17 protein-coding genes are annotated in these 16,167 nt (G+C 44.4%); 3 read left to right on the forward strand and 14 right to left on the reverse strand.

Going from position 1 to position 16,167, the window contains the following annotated elements; all coding sequences use genetic code 11:
- Positions 1-28: 28 nt before the first annotated feature.
- The 10 genes from ftsA to LRM49_RS03045 form a co-directional block, all read right to left on the reverse strand.
- Positions 29-1,255, reverse strand: a complete 1,227-nt coding sequence (ftsA, locus tag LRM49_RS03000) for a cell division protein FtsA (protein WP_129632303.1) — start codon at positions 1,253-1,255, stop codon at positions 29-31.
- Between the two features lie 47 nt (positions 1,256-1,302).
- Entirely contained in the window at positions 1,303-2,070 is a 768-nt protein-coding gene (map, locus tag LRM49_RS03005) for a type I methionyl aminopeptidase (protein ID WP_243777741.1), read from the reverse strand.
- Positions 2,067-2,624: an adenylate kinase family protein gene (locus tag LRM49_RS03010; protein ID WP_232273042.1), complete on the reverse strand. Its 558-nt coding sequence runs from the start codon at positions 2,622-2,624 to the stop codon at positions 2,067-2,069. Before LRM49_RS03010 ends, map begins: the two co-directional genes overlap by 4 nt.
- Before the next feature lie 9 nt (positions 2,625-2,633).
- Positions 2,634-3,092, reverse strand: coding sequence for a GatB/YqeY domain-containing protein (locus LRM49_RS03015; protein ID WP_243777742.1), 459 nt, complete (start codon positions 3,090-3,092; stop codon positions 2,634-2,636).
- Positions 3,092-3,307 (reverse strand): 30S ribosomal protein S21, encoded by a 216-nt coding sequence (locus LRM49_RS03020; RefSeq protein WP_039326918.1) that lies wholly within the window; start codon positions 3,305-3,307, stop codon positions 3,092-3,094. Before LRM49_RS03020 ends, LRM49_RS03015 begins: the two co-directional genes overlap by 1 nt.
- A gap of 43 nt (positions 3,308-3,350) precedes the next feature.
- Complete coding sequence (locus LRM49_RS03025; protein WP_243777743.1) at positions 3,351-3,971, reverse strand: hypothetical protein; 621 nt, start codon at positions 3,969-3,971, stop codon at positions 3,351-3,353.
- 122 nt (positions 3,972-4,093) lie between these two features.
- Positions 4,094-5,230: an alpha/beta hydrolase gene (locus LRM49_RS03030; RefSeq protein WP_243777744.1), complete on the reverse strand. Its 1,137-nt coding sequence runs from the start codon at positions 5,228-5,230 to the stop codon at positions 4,094-4,096.
- A 76-nt stretch (positions 5,231-5,306) separates the two neighbouring features.
- Complete coding sequence (gene recJ, locus LRM49_RS03035; RefSeq protein ID WP_243777745.1) at positions 5,307-6,935, reverse strand: single-stranded-DNA-specific exonuclease RecJ; 1,629 nt, start codon at positions 6,933-6,935, stop codon at positions 5,307-5,309.
- Positions 6,935-7,237 carry a helix-turn-helix domain-containing protein gene (locus tag LRM49_RS03040; protein ID WP_129632285.1) on the reverse strand — a complete coding sequence of 101 codons (303 nt, stop codon included), beginning with the start codon at positions 7,235-7,237 and terminating at the stop codon, positions 6,935-6,937. Before LRM49_RS03040 ends, recJ begins: the two co-directional genes overlap by 1 nt.
- A gap of 64 nt (positions 7,238-7,301) precedes the next feature.
- Complete coding sequence (locus LRM49_RS03045) at positions 7,302-7,961, reverse strand: phosphoribosyltransferase (RefSeq protein WP_129632282.1); 660 nt, start codon at positions 7,959-7,961, stop codon at positions 7,302-7,304.
- 39 nt (positions 7,962-8,000) lie between these two features.
- Between LRM49_RS03045 and priA the strand changes: the two genes are divergently transcribed.
- From priA to fmt, 3 genes are read left to right on the forward strand one after another with little or no spacing between them, the layout of a single operon-like run.
- Positions 8,001-9,941: a replication restart helicase PriA gene (priA, locus tag LRM49_RS03050; RefSeq protein WP_243777746.1), complete on the forward strand. Its 1,941-nt coding sequence runs from the start codon at positions 8,001-8,003 to the stop codon at positions 9,939-9,941.
- 20 nt (positions 9,942-9,961) lie between these two features.
- Complete coding sequence (def, locus tag LRM49_RS03055) at positions 9,962-10,537, forward strand: peptide deformylase (RefSeq protein WP_243777747.1); 576 nt, start codon at positions 9,962-9,964, stop codon at positions 10,535-10,537.
- Entirely contained in the window at positions 10,497-11,381 is an 885-nt protein-coding gene (fmt, locus tag LRM49_RS03060) for a methionyl-tRNA formyltransferase (protein WP_243777748.1), read from the forward strand. The genes def and fmt overlap by 41 nt, the downstream gene beginning before the upstream one ends.
- A gap of 43 nt (positions 11,382-11,424) precedes the next feature.
- On the opposite strand, the gene LRM49_RS03065 is transcribed toward fmt, so the two are convergent.
- The 4 genes from LRM49_RS03065 to infB all read right to left on the reverse strand — a co-directional run bounded on the left by LRM49_RS03065 (position 11,425) and on the right by infB (position 16,154).
- Complete coding sequence (locus LRM49_RS03065) at positions 11,425-11,853, reverse strand: DUF5663 domain-containing protein (RefSeq protein WP_243777749.1); 429 nt, start codon at positions 11,851-11,853, stop codon at positions 11,425-11,427.
- Positions 11,854-11,915: 62 nt separating this feature from the next.
- Entirely contained in the window at positions 11,916-12,230 is a 315-nt protein-coding gene (locus tag LRM49_RS03070) for a DUF5663 domain-containing protein (protein WP_243777750.1), read from the reverse strand.
- Between the two features lie 34 nt (positions 12,231-12,264).
- Positions 12,265-14,280, reverse strand: coding sequence for a hypothetical protein (locus LRM49_RS03075; protein WP_243777751.1), 2,016 nt, complete (start codon positions 14,278-14,280; stop codon positions 12,265-12,267).
- Between the two features lie 104 nt (positions 14,281-14,384).
- On the reverse strand, positions 14,385-16,154 hold the full coding sequence (infB, locus tag LRM49_RS03080) for a translation initiation factor IF-2 (RefSeq protein WP_243777752.1): 1,770 nt from the start codon (positions 16,152-16,154) through the stop codon (positions 14,385-14,387).
- Positions 16,155-16,167 lie beyond the last annotated feature (13 nt).

Genomic DNA, 16,167 nt, shown 5'->3' on the forward strand with positions numbered 1-16,167 from the left:
CTCTTAATCCTTACATAAAGTATATCATTTATTTAAATCTAGCGAAAATATTTTTGAGTAAACCGCCAGCTTTTTTAGTGACATCATTTGCGCCAACTATCGGTTTCACCTGCTGCGAAATGCCCATAGAATCAATCAACATCAGACCAACCGCAGCCGAAAATTCCGCGCCTTTCACTTCATCGCTAACTCCACTATAGCCAGCCGGAACACCCAAGCGTGCCGCCACGCTCAATTGATCTTTCGTAAACTCCACCATACCCTTGACTTTCGCCGCACCGCCAACCAGCACAACGCCGCTCGGCAGTTTTCCTAGTCGCCCAGCTCGCTTCAATTCTTTAGCAATTGCTTCAAAAATCTCTTCGTATCGCGCTTGAACAATCTCGTCAATTTCTTCTTGGTTAAATTTATACGTCTGCTTTTCAACCTTCGTTTCAACTTCACCCAAAGTCTCGCCACCAAATCTCGCATGCGCCAATTTCACAACTTCCGCAATTTCCGGATCCGTCCTAAGCCCAATAGCCAAATCGTTTGTTACGTTCTGACCGCCCATTGGAATAACCGCCAGATGTTGTAAATCGCCCTCTTCATAAATAGCAATTCCCGTAGTTGCCGCGCCAAAATCAATCACCGCAACGCCGTTTTCGCGCTGACTTTCCGTAAGAACGGATTGAGCTGCCGCCAAAACTGACGGAACAACAGATACAGCCTCAACCTTAGCCATTTCCGCCGACTTCTGTAGATTAGTAATGTGAGGGACCAAACCAGACACGACATTCGCTCTAATTTCCAGACGCGCGCCAGTCATACCAATTGGATCTTTAATATTATCTTGACCATCCAGTCTATACGCGTGCGCAATAATATCTAAAATCTCTCTATTCTGTGGCACTTTTCCAGTTGTAGCAACTTCCTCCAGCCTCAATATATCATCATGAGTGACTTCATTATTAACGGTTCCAACGGTAATCATTCCGTCGGCTTTTGTACTTAATAAATGAGATCCGTTAATGCTCAATGTAGCTGCGTTAATCTGATGACCACTCATTCGCTCGGCTGGCTCCAAGGCCTTATCGATAGCTTCAGCTGGGCCGCTCAAATTCGTTACGGTTCCCTTTCGCATTCCGCTATTCGGCGCTTCACCGACGCCAACAATTTTTGGCGCACCATTTTCTGCGTCAATATAACCAACGACACAGCGCACGTTTTTCGTGCCAATATCAATTCCTACCACATATCGAGATTGCTCCTGCATAAGCTCTATTATACAGGTTATGTCTATAATTTGGCAAGCGAATTAGCCTAAAGCTTCGTCAGAATTTCAGCGCCAGTTTCAGTAATCAATACCGTATGCTCAAAATGCGCCCCCAGGCTGCCGTCTTTCATACTAATTGTCCAGCCGTCGCTGTCGGTGATAATTTTCTCACCGCCCAAGCTCGCCATCGGTTCAATTGCAATTGTGTCGCCAGCGTGCAAAATCGGACCAGTTCCTCGCCTGCCGTAATTCGGAATTTCTGGCTCCATATGCATACTCAGCCCCACACCATGACCAACTAGTTCACGGATTATTCCAAGCTTGGCCTTCTTCAGCACAGCTTCCACTCCCGCTGAAATATCGCCAACTCGCGTTCCATCGCCAGTTATCGCGTCAATTCCCGCATACAAACTCTGTTCAGTTGCGTGCAACAAATGTTTCTTCGCACCCTTAGGCTCTTCATCGACAACCATAGTAAAAGCACTATCCGTCTTCATTCCACGATAGCCAATCACCAAGTCAAAGCTAACCACGTCGCCCTTTTCAAAAACATATTCGGTCGGGAAAGAATGCACCAATTGCTCATTAGTCGATACGCAAATCACTCCCGGGAACTTCACTTCGTCCGTAAGATAAGTCGCCTCTGCGCCAAAATCTTTAATTCGCTTGGCTACAAAATAATTAGCATCCAACTCACTCATTCCAGCCGTTACGGATTTTTTCAATTCATCATAAATTGTCGCAAGCATCTTGCCGCATTCGCGCATATCTTTCATCTGTTGCGGAGTTTTTTCTCCAGTGATCAATTGACTCATTTTACACCCTCAACGATGCCGCGACTGACCAGCTCTCTCTCGATTTCATCATGAACTTGCCCGACAGTTCCAACGCCGCTCATATGTACAATTGGAACGCCGTTTTCATTTAGATAATCCAGAATTGGATAAATTTCACCTCGATAAATACTGAGCCGCTTGTCAATTGCTTCAGGCGTGTCATCAACTCGACCGCGAACCCTCAAACGCTCCAGAATTTCATCACGCGGAACTTCCAGCACAATCACCAACTTCACATCTTTTCCATGGTGTGAACGCGACTCAATCAGCCATTTAGCCTGTTCCAATTGTCGTGGATAGCCGTCCAGGATTACGCCATTAATATCCTTAGCTTTATTAAGAGCCTCGCCCATCAAACCGTTGATAGTTTCTACTGGCACCAGTTCGCCAGATTGCATACGATGAATCAATTCGCCATCGTGAGTATCGCGCAACAGCTGCCCAGCGCTAAGCCAACGCCAACCGTGACGCGCCGCTAAAATCTGCCCCTGCACACTCTTACCAGCACCGGCTGGCCCAAAAAATACAATCATTTTTTCCTCCTATTTTGTAAGTTTTTCTTTAACAATTTTTGCCACCAACGCGCCATCCGCGGCATTGCCGACCTTACTTTTTACCGCGCCAATAACTTGTCCCATTTTCTGAATTGAGACATCGTCCATACCCGCAATAACTTCTTCTACAATCTTCGAGATTTCCGCCTCACCAAGTTGCTCTGGCAAAAATTCTCGTAGAATTTCCGCTTCTTTTTCTTCAGGTTCCGCCAACTCCGCACGGTCATTCTTTCGATATAAATCCGCACTTTCGACGCGCTTTTTCACTTCTCGAGCAACGACTTTTTCAATTTCAGCATCATCCAAGCCGTCTTCTCGCTTGCCCAAAGAAACTTCTTCGTTTAAGATTGCTGCTTTTAGATTACGCAAAACATCACCACGAAAACGATCGCCGCTCAATAGAGCGGCTTTCATTTCACTAGTAATGCGCTCTTTTAGCGCAGACATTAACGCACCCCTAGGCGCATTTTTGCCGTTTTTTCAGCTCGTCGCTCGCGGCGAATAATAGCTTTTTTACGACGCTCGGTCTTTGAAATTGGTTTTTCAAAACGCATAACGCTCTTAGCGCGAGCCAAAACACCGCTTTGCAAAACCCTGCGGTTGAAACGACGAATGATATTTTCGTTCGCTTCCTTCTGATCTTTACGTGTTACTTGTACCATACTGCAAACATTATAACAGATAAGAAAGTATTTGCCAACTAGATTATCGCTTCACCCTCTCTGACGTGATATTTAATACCTCATCATCAGAAGTAAGCGTAATAGTATAAGTGATCGAATCAGCCCAATACCCAGTACAGTCAGATTTGTATTCTGTAACAGGGATCTTGACAGTATACGTACCATCATTATTTTTGGAAACTTCAACTCCGGCAAAGTCACAAGGAATATTTTCTAGCCAAGCCAAATCACCAGGAACTTCTCCATTCGCATCACCACCAGATAAAGACAATCGAACGCCATTATTTATCTCATCCATTCTGCCCTTTAGAGAATTTAAGCGACCAAAAGCCTCCTCTATTATCGCTACCGCCTCAGGATTAGACTTATTTCTTGACATCCATAATCTACGCGCCTGTTCTGGTCCTAAAGAACCCCAGCTAGAGGCTATATACAAACGTTTAGCTAGTCTATCATATTCACCCGCTGCGACATCATACTCTTCTTTAAGGTGAGCTAAGGCTTCGCCAGACAGCTCCTCCGCGCATGTAAAATTACCACCTTCGGGAAAATCAACCAGTAACTTTAGCGCTACCTCCCCCAGGCTAGGGCGTGTATCTTTCTGATATATAATCTCCCCTCTGCCGCTATTAGAAAACTCCATATTACCAAACCTCCTAAAAAATTCTCCCACCCAAAAATATTAATACACTATAACAATACATCTACTATACAAGTAATGCAACTATTACACCTAAGCTAAATGCAGCAATCACCCTGCAAGCTTTAGGCGGACAAGGCGAGATCTTTAGTGTCAGCGCCATACACAATCGCTAACGCAGTAGGGTCGTTCATGACATTGTGAGTGTGGTTGTTTAAAATTCCATATAGTCCGGCTTCAGCACTTGTCGACTTAGGCTCACCATTCACAATACCGACAATGCGAGCCATGTCACGCATATTAGTCAAATGACTACCTTCGGGTACAAATATAATAATACTATTTCGGACATTTGGTGCGGCTTTCAATAAATCTTCCAATAAGCCATCATTACTTAAGGCGAAAGGATCAGTAAGGAATTGCTGGCGCCAACCTTGTTTCGGCGAAGCAAACTCGACACTTGACTCTCCTGAGAGTTTACCAACTTCCTCAATAACTTTAGGATCTTCTCTCTGCAAGAACTCCAAGCCCAGTTCTTTTGCGCTTGGACTCAATGATTCCTTGCCGTAACGCGTCAATTCCACGCCTTCTTTTCCTATGAAATTCCACCCCAAAGCAACAATCCCCATTTTACGCGATCCCACAGGATCGAATATTCGCAGCTCATTAACCTTAGACTCCATGTGAGCAACTGACGACGTCGCAACACGACCACCCAAAGAATGCCCACCAACACTAACCTCGTCGAAATCTTCCGCGACATGGTCAATTACTGGACCAACATATTCCCCTAAGCTATCGTAGCTACCAGTCTTTCGTATCTCCTTACGAACAGACTCAGGCAGCATCCCAGAATTACCCACTCCCGGCATATTCACAACCATAATAGCCTTATCCGGATTCTCGCACGCCAGAACGGCAGCTTCTCGAATTGCGTTTGGATGACGGAAATTTCCTCCCCATCCATACAAAACAGCCTGAATCTTATTCGCATTTTCATTACCAAATATCGCGACTTCAATCCCAACTCTACCCAGTCCACTAAATACACGAATATAGCGCGGATCTTTCAGTTGTTCAACAGTCTTATTTATGTGGTTTGAATTGTAAGATTCCTCAGCCAAGCGACGCATATCTTCCTGCGTAGCAAGTTGTATAGTATTTCCCTGTCTTAAGTCAGGATAAATCTCAGCAATTCGCAACCCGTTCTCAAAAGAATAATCCGTAGATTCAGATAGTACCCAAAGTTTTTCCGATTTCACAAGAACTTCACTCCAAATAAATTTAAACTATTGGATTTATTATACAATATATATCTAAGTAATGCAACTATTACGCCTAGGCCAAATGTAATAATCGCCCTTCAACAGACCGCATTCCCTGCCATTCATTTACGGTCGGCTGAAACCAAGCAGACACTTCGTCGCCCACTTCACGGAAAAATTCTTCTGGCGCATTAAAAGCCAGCATCTGCAGCACAACGTCATTTTTATCACGCAAAGTCAATTTTACATGTTGTCCATCCGCACCCATTCTCCTCACATTTAAAACCGTCGCTTCAGTCATTTTCAATATAGGCTCGGCATTCCCATTGCCGAATGGCTCCATCTTTGCTAAATTATCAATCAGCTCCTCATTAATTTCCGAAAAATCGTCAATCTCAACGTCAGCTCTCGGCAACAAATATAATTTCTGATTTTTTAATTGCAGCGAATCATAAAACTCATTCACTCGTCGCCTAAAATCGTCAATTCTCTCGGTCGCCAGCGTCACGCCCGCCGCCGCTCCGTGACCACCACCTTTAATAATGATGTCGTCAGCTGCGCGAACCGCATCAGCCGCAGAAAAATCACCAAAACTTCGCGCCGAACCCGTAGCCTCGTCACCACGCTCGCCAATTATAAAAACTGGCTTCTTATATTTCTCAACCAACTTTGACGCCACGATGCCGATAACTCCGTGATTCCAATTGCCGCTATTCACCACCAAAACTCTATCATCAGTCATATCGTCCGCCTGCCGGCAAGCTTCGTCAAAAATCTCGTCCTGAATGCTGCGACGCTTAATGTTCAATTCTTCCAGCTTTTCGCTAGCCTCCAACGCCTCCAAACCATCACTCGCCGTCAGCATATCCAGAGCATATTGCGCCGTCTCCAATCTACCCGCCGCGTTCATTCGCGGACCCAGACCAAATCCCAAATGCCTAGCATTAACCTTCTCCGGCTCAATTCCCGCTACCGACATCAATGCCTTCAAACCAGGACGCCTCTGCTTTTTCAAAACCTCCAAGCCCCAATAGACATTCGCCCTATTTTCATCCGCCAACGTAACTATGTCGCAAACCGTCCCCAGCGCCACCAGATCCAATAGCCACTTCTCGTAACCGTCTGGCAACCCGTCCAGTTCGGTTTGTAGAGCCTGAACCAATTTAAACGCTACACCAGCACCGCAAAGATCGCGGAACGGATATTTATGACCAGGAAACTTCGGATTAACCGCAGCAATACTCGGCGGCGGAGTCTCAGCAACATTATGGTGATCAGTCACCACCGTATCAATCCCCAAACTCGACGCATATTCAATTTCCGCATGACACAAACTTCCCGTATCAACCGTGACAATTAAATCCGTACCCATATTTCGTACCTTATCAACGGCGCCCATCGTCATTCCGTAACCCTCAACAAACCGATTCGGAATAAACGCACCAACTTCCTTAAAGCCAAACTTGCCAAACGCATCTAACAAAATTGCCGTTGCACTCAGCCCGTCAATATCGTAATCGCCGTAAATAACAATTTTCTCACCCTCGGCGTGCGCCTTTTTCAAGCGGTCCACCGCTTTTTTCATATCTGGCAATAAAAACGGATCGTGCTTTACTGACGCGTAATTCGGATGCAAAAATTCCTCACGTGCCGCACGCGTAGTTAAGCCTCGAGCTGCTAAAATTTTCTCAAATAATGTCATTAGTCTTTATCAGCCATGCCGCGCTTTGATCGCGCTGAATATTGCTGAGATTTAATCACCATACTTTGCAATTCCTTAAAAATTGGGAATTGTTTATTAGTGAAATACGTACGCGAATTCCCCTGCTTCTCGCTCTGCAGAAATCCAACTTTTTCTAATCGCTTCAACTCTCGCTGAATATTTCCGGGATCTTCCTTAATTAGCTTTGCTAACCCGCGAACATGTGTGTGAAAATCAGGATACTTAGCGTATACTACTACAATTTTTCGCCGCACCCTAGATGTAATAAAAACGTCTAACATAACCTCCCTAACGCATCTTTCTTAATTAAAGTTTATCACAATTTTACAACACCCGACAAGTTTTTTACTTCCAATTCAAAATAACCTGATTAATTTTCGCTATCGTTTCCTCTTTGGACGGCAATGTATTATCTTCATAATAATGATTTAATCCCATAAAATTCTCCTTCACATCCAAGATATGCATTTCATCAACCGTCATATGCAATTTATCCACCGCCGCCACACCACAAAACGGCACCGCAATCACCAATTTCTCAATCCGAACTGACTTCAGAAAACTCAAAGCCACGTCCAAAACCGATAAATCATCGCCAAAACCATCACTTGCTAAAATCACCACCCGATCCTTCAGCATATCCTTATCAATAATTCCACCATCGCCCAAAAGCCTATTCATTTTCTGATGAGCCTCGCGCTTTTTCTCTTCCAGATAACCGTGAAATTCACTAGTGTATTCATTAATTTCACCGTCAGAAAATTGACTATTATACGTAAATTGCCCAGACTGCGACATCGCCCCAATGCTTAAACTTTCCCCGGGAATCTCAATCCCCTCACTCAACAACATCATGAGGACACAGTGAAGCTTCACTGCAATTTGCTCACCAATCAGCACGCCACCTTCACCAATTGCAACCACTGCGCAGTTTTCGTAGCGATACTTTTCCAGTACTTGATCAGCCAGAATTGCCCCAGCCTGCGAACGACTCTCAAAATACATATGCTTATTTTAGCATTTTTTTCGCGATATAATATGAACATGCATTACTATTTGGTTTCGCCAACAAGAATCGTCCGCGCCGACGCGAGTTCGTTTACGTATTCTTCGGAAAAAAGACTACCAACCGGAATGATTGTTGCTATAGAAATCGGCAAAATCAATGCTATTGGCGTAGTTCTACAAGAAGTTCGCCAGCCCGATTTCGAGGTCAAGCCAATTAGTAAAATCGTTGAAGAATACCCCTTGCCAATCGAACTCGTTCAAACCGCCATATGGATGAGTAAATATTACGCTACGCACCAAGCGACCGTCTGGCAAGCAATTTTACCCAGCGGATTATCCAAAAAACGTCGCTCAATTAACCAGTCCACCTCAGTTAATCCAGTAGAAAGTCGAACAAAAAATGTATTCACAGATGAGCAAAAAGCAGCTCTCCAGACCATCGAAAGTTTCCATTCCGGAACAGTACTTTTACACGGCGTAACTGGCTCAGGAAAAACTTTAGTGTACATAGAAGCCGTCAAACAATCCCTAAAAGAAGAGCGATCGTCAATAATTTTAGTCCCCGAAATCGCCCTAACTTCGCAACTAGTTGCTGAATTTTCCGCTCATCTGCCAAATGTCATAGTCACCCATTCCAAACAAACCGAAGCTCAACGATATGTAATCTGGAAAAGAGTCATCAGCTCAAACGATCCGGTAGTAATCATCGGCCCGCGATCTGCTCTTTTCATGCCTGTGCAACAGCTCGGACTTGCGGTGATTGATGAGTGTCACGAACCGAGCTTCAAGCAGGAGCAATCCCCTCGATATTCAGCCCTCCGCGTCGCCTCAGTTCTTACAAATCAACATCGCGGCAAACTAATTCTAGGTAGCGCCACCCCAGCAGTCGCCGACTATTACGTTGCAAAAAAATCAAACACGCCAATCATTACAATGACAAAACCAGCAAGACCAAACACCGTTCGCCCCAACGTGACGCTGGTCGACATGACAAAGCGCAACAATTTTACTCAACATCAATTTCTCTCTGACCCACTTCTGAAATCTATAAACACAGCATTATCAAAAAACGAGCAAGTTCTTATTTTTCACAATCGGCGCGGCACAGCATCAATCACATTATGCGATAACTGCGGTTGGCAGGCTGGCTGTCCACGCTGTTTTATTCCACTTACCCTGCATGCGGATAGTCATAAATTGTCATGCCACATTTGCGGTTTTTCGACCAAAGTTCCTACTAGTTGCCCTGAATGTAAAAACGCCGATATCGTTCATAAAGGTATCGGAACTAAGCGAATTGAAGACGAATTACAGAGGTTATTCCCGAACAAAAAAATTGCTCGATTTGATAAAGACACCGATTTGAAGGCTACCGTGGACGAGCGTTACGATGAACTGAAAAATGGCGAAATAGATATAATTATCGGCACGCAAGTTATCGCCAAAGGTTTGAATTTGCCACATTTAACGGTCGTCGGAGTCATTCAGGCTGACACCGGACTTTCCCTTCCTGACTATTCATCGCCCGAACGAACATTCCAATTGCTCGCCCAAGTCGTCGGCCGCGTCGGCAGGTCAAGCACGCCAACGGAAGTCGTCGTCCAATCATACCAGCCAAGCCACCCATCCATCACAAATGGACTCTCTCAAAACTATACAGAATTTTATCAAAGAACCATATCTCAACGACAAAAAACCAACTTTCCGCCTTTTACTTACTTATTAAAACTAACCTGCGTTTATAAAACCGAAGCTGCTGCCATAAGGAACGCTAAAAAATTGTCCGAACTATTAAAATCCAATTTTGATAACATTGAAGTTTTTGGACCAACGCCCGCTTTTTATGAGCGCGTCCGCGATACATATCGATGGCAAATCGTAGTAAAAAGTCCCAAACGACAAGAGCTTCTCGACGTCTTAAACTTCCTGCCGTCATCACACTGGCAGTACGAGCTTGACCCTGTAAGTCTACTGTAATTTCTGGTATAATTATAGCAATGACAAAAGACGATATCATCACATTACCAAACCCACATCTTCGCCAAAAATCATCGAAAATCCACGTTGTTACTAATGATGTTATAAAGCTGGCAGACGAAATGACCGCAGCCGCACTGGACTGGGAGGACTCCAGACCTCACGAAATTAGCGCCGCCCTGGCTGCTGTGCAAGTCGACAAATTAGAACGTGTCGTGATTGTTCGAGCCGACTTTGAAAGAAAGTCAACTCGCGAATTCATCACTCTTATCAATCCAGAAATCGTGAAATATGAAGGTGAAATTGTCGAAGACTTCGAGGGATGCTTAAGCGTTAAAAGCATTTACGGAAAAGTTCCTCGCTATAGTAAAATTCGCGTAAAAGCCATGAATTTAGACGGCGAAGAAGTGCGAATTAAAGCCGAAGGATTTTTGGCGCGCGTATTGCAGCACGAGATAGACCACTGTAACGGATTAGTTTTTATAGACCATATTAAGGACAAGAAAGACGCTTTTTATACGCTCGATGAGAAAGGCGAGTTGCAACCGCTAGATTATGATAAAGACATCGCCGAAAATAGTATTCTTTGGAACTGAAAATTACAGTCTAGTTACCCTAGAAGCTCTCGTTGAAGAGGGATTTAACGTTGTTTGCGTTATCACCAAGCCCGACACCAAGCGCGGTCGCGGACACAAACTTACTGAACCTCCAGTAAAAACATTCGCCAAGTCCCACAATATTCCAGTTTTGCAGCCAAACAAAGTCAGTGAAATTACCGACTACATAAAACAACTTCAGCCAGTAACGGGCGTTTTGGTTGCGTACGGAAAAATCATTCCCCAGTCAATTATCGACTTATTTACACCAGGAATTATCAATGTCCACCCTTCTTTACTGCCAAAATATCGAGGGCCTTCACCTATTGAATCAGCCATAGTCAACAGAGATACCGAAACTGGCGTATCAATAATGCAACTTGATAGTAAAATGGATGCCGGCCCTATATACGCCCAAACTCAACAATCACTCACTGGAAAAGAAACAAAGTTCGAATTATACGACAAACTATTCCACGACGGCACTTCTCTGCTAATAAAAAACCTGCCAAACATCATCAATGGAAATCTTCAACCAACACCGCAGGACGATTCTCAGGCTTCGTACTGCCAATTATTAAGCAAGGACGATTCGTGGCTCGATACGGAACGTATGACCGCCGCCGAGGCTGAAGCTCACGTCCGCGCACACCTCGGATTTCCGCGTAGTCGAATGACAATCGACGATCGAGATATCATCATCACGAAATCCCATTGCGACAAAACTCCGAATTCTCATCTTGATAGAAAATTCTCCGATAGCAACTATTTAATTATCGACGAGCTCATCGCACCCAGCGGAAAAACAATGACCGCTGAAGATTATCTAAGAGGCTACAAATAAAAAATAACCCCACATGAGGGGTTATTTTATCGTCCGCATAAAATTACGCTTGGGCTGAACCCAAGATAGCGTCTTTATTCGCTATAATTTCCTTTTTCAAGTCAGCCATCACTGCAGCCACAACGTCACGATAATCTGGGCGGTTAACCTCTAACCACTTAGTAGCCGCAAATTCGTCCTTCAAGCGCGGATCATCAATAGGCAAACCTGAAGCTTGCGACATTCTCTGAAGCATTGGCTCCTGTTGATAATTTGGAGCGTGCTTTGCCAAAAAATCATCCACAGAACCAGGTGTTTTATCGATAATTCCCGCAAACTCCTCTAGTTGCGCATCACTCATACCCTGGCTTAGGCGCTCGCCAACTCGTAATTCCAGTTCGCCATAAATATGCTGCAAAAATGGCTTTCGCTGCTCTTCTGGCAACTGATCCAGTCCTAATTCTTTAAGAAATTCCTCATTCAGTTGGAACATAGTCCTCCTTTTCTTTCGTCTATATGCTTAGGTTAAATTATACCAGTAACTATTTGATATTACTATCCACGCACCATATTAAGCGCATCACTGTATAATTTTTGCAATTCAGCCATCGTCTCATTCATCGACGACTGAACAATTTCTGTTAAATCAATGCCATTATCTGCACACCAATTAAGCACCGCGGGAACATCGTCGCCATCCAGTAATTTCATAAACTCATCCAGCTTCGCTTCACCAACAGCCAGTAAAATCTTCCTTATGATCTTATCCTGGACGCTGTTAGTTACATCTTCCCTCATCTGCTCTTTCTTATCTGAGGGTAGTGATCCAAAACCAGCCTGTGTTAAGAATTCGTCAGTAATTTCAAACATTTTTTATCTCCTTGTTTATTTTATATTTTATCTATTAAACGTATCTACTCAATACACCCAACACGTGCTCAGTAGCACTAGATTCGTCAACCTTCAGCCATGGTCCGCCAGGGCCATCAAACCACTGTACGGTATGACCGTCAGCCATGGCTTTATCAGCCAGATTATGAAGTTGATCCATTGCGTTTGCGTCACCAAACTTCTCAGCAGCCCAGTTCCAAGGATAGTCGTAAGAACTAAAATTTGGCGTATCTGGATTAACACTATTTCCGATTGTTTTGGCAGCAGGGTTATCTATAAGAGGTTTGTTGCCAGACTGTGGTATTTGATCATCACCAGATTGTGGAGTTGTATCAGCACTACCCTCAGGTCCAGTAGCGTGTGCAGAGTTAGCCCACCAGTCATTAATGAAACTACCAACAACACCACCCAAGACAAAACCAACAACATACTTACCTGATGATGATATTACTTTCTTACGCAGGGCATCCCGCCTCTCTATACTCACATCCTTAAGATTGTCAACTGATACATTGACTGCACGCTCCATAGCATCGCCAATTTTCATGTTGGCCACAGCTTTCTCAAATGAAGGATCTATAGTTTCAAGACGGTCATCAGCGGCTATGCGATCTTCGCCACGATGCTCCTCCAGAACAGCTTGTTTTGTTGCTCCAGCAACTCCCAATTTCGTTACTATACCGACAGCCGTCGTAATAGGCCATCCAGCAATTCCAGCAAAGGTTCCTGTAGCAGTACCTACCACAAAACCAGCACCACCCAACTTCAGCCACTGAGCAATCTTACCACCCTTATTAAACCATTTACCAACTTTAGCCGCAGCTTTCTTAAATTTACCACGATCATCGAGCATGTTGTCATACTTATCTGTCGTCATTCTTGAGGTTTCTTGCATACTTGCAAACGCTGCTTGAGCCATTTCCGCTGCTAATTCAGCCTGCTTTTCTGGATCCTGTTTTGCTGCTTCGATTTTATCAGCAAACTTAAGACTCATGTATTTCAATTCGCACTGCTTCAATTGTTCCGTAGCAGCTTCTAATTCAGCTTGGCGCTTCTTTCCACCAAAGAACTTCTTAAAGAAGTGTGATTCAACGGCGATACTAGCCTTAGCAAACCTCTCCCTAGCGATTTTAAGGTTAGCAGCAGCTTTATGTTCTTCTGGGCTCATCTCGGTTTTTTCAGCATCATCATGCTCATAACCAAGATATTTATCTCGCATAGCCTGTTCGTATGGTGTTAAGCCTTCTGGATTATCATCCTTCTTTGGTTTATCCACGTTAGGGATCGTCGTGCTAAACATATCTTTGTCTATTGCGTTTTCATCTTTATATCTAGAAACCACTTCTGGACTATATCTTGAGTAAATATCTACCCCAAAACTCTCAAGTTTCCTTAGATCCTCTTCAGTCGTCGGATGAACAAGAACAAAACGTTTAGCAGCCGCATCCCTCATATAGTCGTTCCACTTAATTCTATCTAGTTCATCAGGTGTAGGTTCAGGCGGCTCGATTAGAGCAGCAGGTGTAGGTTCAGGCGGCTCGATTAGAGCAGCAGGTGTAGGTTCAGGCGGCTCGATTAGAGCAGCAGGTGTAGGTTTAGGCGGCTCGATTAGAGCAGCAGGTGTATTGCCTGATTCTACAGGAGATCGATTACCGTCTGGCGTAGTGACAAATTCAGGGAAAGAAGGTTCAGGATAAACAGGATATTGACGACCGTCTGGTTTAGTGACAAATTTAGGGAGAGAAGATTTAGGATAAACAGGATATTCAGGAGTATTTCTCAGACCTTCCAATTGTTCCTCAGACATAGCAATTGGACTAGTGTCGCCCGATTCTACAGGAGCCTCAGGAGCGATTGTGTCGGATGTATTTTTAGCCTGCTCGCCAGAATCCCTGCCAATCATTGTCTCCCAAGTCTTTTTTGCCGCTTTCGCTGCAGCCCGACCCATTCTTCTAAGCGCAGAAGACAACTTCTCGGAATTGTTTTTGACGTCTGCACTGGATGGACGTCCTTCGGGTGTTTTGCTCATTTTGTGGTGGTTTCCTTTCGCCTTCTGCACGCAGAATGGCAATAAACTTATGTATATCTAAGATACTATCATAAATACATAAAAAAGTCAATACTTAGGACAGTCTACCCCAGTGTCTTCTTTACTAATTCCCTAGTAAAGAACTCCAATTTGTCGCCAATTTCTAAGGTAATCTTTTTCTTCGTCCTGAGGCTCAATCCACACATTTCGCCTTCAAAGACCTCTTTTGCCTCTTGTTGCTGACGTTGCACAGAAGAAACTTCCACTTCAGCAATTTGCTCTCCGCCACGCTTTACGCGCGCCAGCAAGTCCTTAGCGACTTTACCGCGCTTCACTTCACCGCCAGCAATCACTTCTTCGCGCATCGTCCTAAATACACCCTTAATTTCCAGCTCACCAATTTCAGTTTCAACGATTTCTGGCGCCAACAAAGCCTCCATTGAAGCCTTAGCGTCATCCAACAATTCATAAATTACCTTAAAAATCCGCACTTCCACATGTTCACGCGCCGCCAACCGCTTAACTGCTGGTGGCAAATCGACATTAAAGCCATAAATCACCGTATTTTCACCGACCGCCAAATGAATATCGTTCTCAGAAATATTGCCAACACCAGTTCCAACAACATGGAGCTCAACTTCGCCATTCGTATCAATCAGCTTCAAACTATCAACCACAGACGTTACCGAACCCTGAACATCGGCCTTAACGATTACGTTAAATTCTTCCGCATCAAGTTTCCGATTCATCATCTTAAGAATATCTGCGCCAGTAACATTGGTTGTGGCTGCCATTCTCTCCTGTTCAATTTTAGCCTTTTGCGCCAAATTGCGAGCTTCTTTTTCGCTCTTCGCAATCTCAAATCCATCACCGAATTGTGGCAATTCCTTAAATCCGGTCATGTTCACTGGCATACTTGGACCGGCATCTTTAACGGTTTTACCACGGAAATCTTGAAGCGTTCGGACTCGCCCGTAAGCCGTCCCAGCAACCAAATAATGACCAGGTCTCAAATGACCATTTTCCACCAATAAACCAACCACGGCACCACGACCAGTTTCCATGTGCGCCTCAATAACCAAACCTTCAGCAGGAACATCTTCATCCGCACGTAAATCTTCCATATCCGCCACCAACAAAACCATATCCAAAAGCTTGTCTAAGTTCTGACCAGTTTTTGCACTAACCTCAACCATCACAGTGTCGCCACCCCATTCTTCAGGATTCAAGCCATGTTCAGACGCCAATTGAGTCTTTACTAGTTGCGGATTAGCCGCCTCTTTATCAATCTTATTAATTGCCACCACAATTTTAGCGTTAGCTGACCTGGCAAATCGAATAGCTTCAACAGTCTGAGGCTTAACTCCATCATCCGCCGCCACCACGATAATCACCACATCGGTCAATGTAGCTCCGTGCTGCCTTAGCGCCGCAAAAGCCTCGTGACCTGGAGTGTCCAATAAAGTGATAGTCCGTCCGTTACGCTGAGCTTGATAAGCGCTAATATGCTGAGTAATTCCTCCAGCTTCACTAGCCGCTGTTTTCTTATCAAGAATCGCATCTAGCAAACTCGTTTTACCGTGGTCAACATGCCCCATCACAGCCACAATTGGCGGACGAGGAACTGCCTTATCTGACAATTTGTGCGCATGGTGATGGATTTCTGCTGAAACCGTCTTCCGTTTCAGCTGCACATCCAGCCCCAATTCTTCAACAATAATCTGTGCAGTCTCAAAATCTAGTCGCTGATTAATTGTCGCAGCGATTCCGTTCTTAAACAATTCACCAATCAGCGTAGTTACTGACAACCCCAGAGTTTCGGCCAACTCGCCAACCGTTACCGAATCCGCAATATTGACGATTTTTTCTGCCATAATAAGCTCCTCT

Source organism: Candidatus Nanosynbacter sp. HMT-352 (assembly GCF_022819365.1).
Taxonomy (GTDB): domain Bacteria; phylum Patescibacteriota; class Saccharimonadia; order Saccharimonadales; family Saccharimonadaceae; genus Nanosynbacter.

Bases quoted from the DNA above. Each gene is read 5' to 3' on its own strand.
- ftsA (WP_129632303.1), bottom strand. From the start codon at position 1,255: ATGCAGGAGCAATCTCGATATGTGGTAGGAATTGATATTGGCACGAAA.
- map (WP_243777741.1), bottom strand. From the start codon at position 2,070: ATGAGTCAATTGATCACTGGAGAAAAAACTCCGCAACAGATGAAAGAT.
- LRM49_RS03010 (WP_232273042.1), bottom strand. From the start codon at position 2,624: ATGATTGTATTTTTTGGGCCAGCCGGTGCTGGTAAGAGTGTGCAGGGG.
- LRM49_RS03015 (WP_243777742.1), bottom strand. From the start codon at position 3,092: ATGTCTGCGCTAAAAGAGCGCATTACTAGTGAAATGAAAGCCGCTCTA.
- LRM49_RS03020 (WP_039326918.1), bottom strand. From the start codon at position 3,307: ATGGTACAAGTAACACGTAAAGATCAGAAGGAAGCGAACGAAAATATC.
- LRM49_RS03025 (WP_243777743.1), bottom strand. From the start codon at position 3,971: ATGGAGTTTTCTAATAGCGGCAGAGGGGAGATTATATATCAGAAAGAT.
- recJ (WP_243777745.1), bottom strand. From the start codon at position 6,935: ATGACATTATTTGAGAAAATTTTAGCAGCTCGAGGCTTAACTACGCGT.
- LRM49_RS03040 (WP_129632285.1), bottom strand. From the start codon at position 7,237: ATGTTAGACGTTTTTATTACATCTAGGGTGCGGCGAAAAATTGTAGTA.
- LRM49_RS03045 (WP_129632282.1), bottom strand. From the start codon at position 7,961: ATGTATTTTGAGAGTCGTTCGCAGGCTGGGGCAATTCTGGCTGATCAA.
- priA (WP_243777746.1), top strand. From the start codon at position 8,001: ATGCATTACTATTTGGTTTCGCCAACAAGAATCGTCCGCGCCGACGCG.
- def (WP_243777747.1), top strand. From the start codon at position 9,962: ATGACAAAAGACGATATCATCACATTACCAAACCCACATCTTCGCCAA.
- fmt (WP_243777748.1), top strand. From the start codon at position 10,497: ATGATAAAGACATCGCCGAAAATAGTATTCTTTGGAACTGAAAATTAC.
- LRM49_RS03065 (WP_243777749.1), bottom strand. From the start codon at position 11,853: ATGTTCCAACTGAATGAGGAATTTCTTAAAGAATTAGGACTGGATCAG.
- LRM49_RS03070 (WP_243777750.1), bottom strand. From the start codon at position 12,230: ATGTTTGAAATTACTGACGAATTCTTAACACAGGCTGGTTTTGGATCA.
- LRM49_RS03075 (WP_243777751.1), bottom strand. From the start codon at position 14,280: ATGAGCAAAACACCCGAAGGACGTCCATCCAGTGCAGACGTCAAAAAC.
- infB (WP_243777752.1), bottom strand. From the start codon at position 16,154: ATGGCAGAAAAAATCGTCAATATTGCGGATTCGGTAACGGTTGGCGAG.